Raw genomic sequence first — 652 nt, forward strand, 5'->3', positions numbered from 1 at the left:
GCTTTAGATTTCTTTAAGCATATCGTTGCCGATGCCGGTTATGGTAGTGAGTACAATTACACAATGATTCTTGATCAGTTTGAAAAGCAGCCTGTTATTCCATACACAACTTATCAAAAGGAACAGAAACATAAATTTAAAAACGATCCAACTAAATCACAAAATTGGCAGTATAATGCCGAAGATGATTACTACATCGATCATTTAGGAGTTCGCTTTAGCTTTTATCGGTATAGTAGGCGAACCGATAAATATGGTTTCGAACGTGATTTCAAACTCTATCGAGCGGATAAGCACCAACTGTCAGAACAATTGGATGAGTTGGCAAAAACACCAAGTGGTCGGCAACGCTATATGCAGGTTAACCCAACGTGGAATTATTACAAGGCTAAAGTAAAAGATACCCTCTCAAGTGACGAAGGCAAGGCAATTTATCGTCGACGGAAGTTCGACGTTGAGCCAGTCTTTGGTCACCTGAAGAGGGATTTTGGCATACGCCGAACTCATCTACGTGGACAACAGGCTGTGGAAAATGATATCGGGTTAGCCCTGATGACATTAAATCTAACGAAATTGGGACAATCAATTAGTCGATTGGAGACTAATTTCATAAATAATTTAAAATCCGGACTACGATTTTTGAATCAATCAA

The 652-nt window shown here is 39.1% G+C and carries 1 protein-coding gene; it reads left to right on the top strand.

The genetic code is table 11. The annotated features are described in order from the left end of the window. Nucleotides 1-652, top strand: a 652-nt coding sequence (locus AACL61_RS07020; RefSeq protein WP_339111174.1) for a transposase, incomplete at both ends; no start/stop codon positions are given.

The organism is Limosilactobacillus reuteri subsp. porcinus (assembly GCF_036621895.1).
GTDB lineage: Bacteria > Bacillota > Bacilli > Lactobacillales > Lactobacillaceae > Limosilactobacillus > Limosilactobacillus reuteri_J.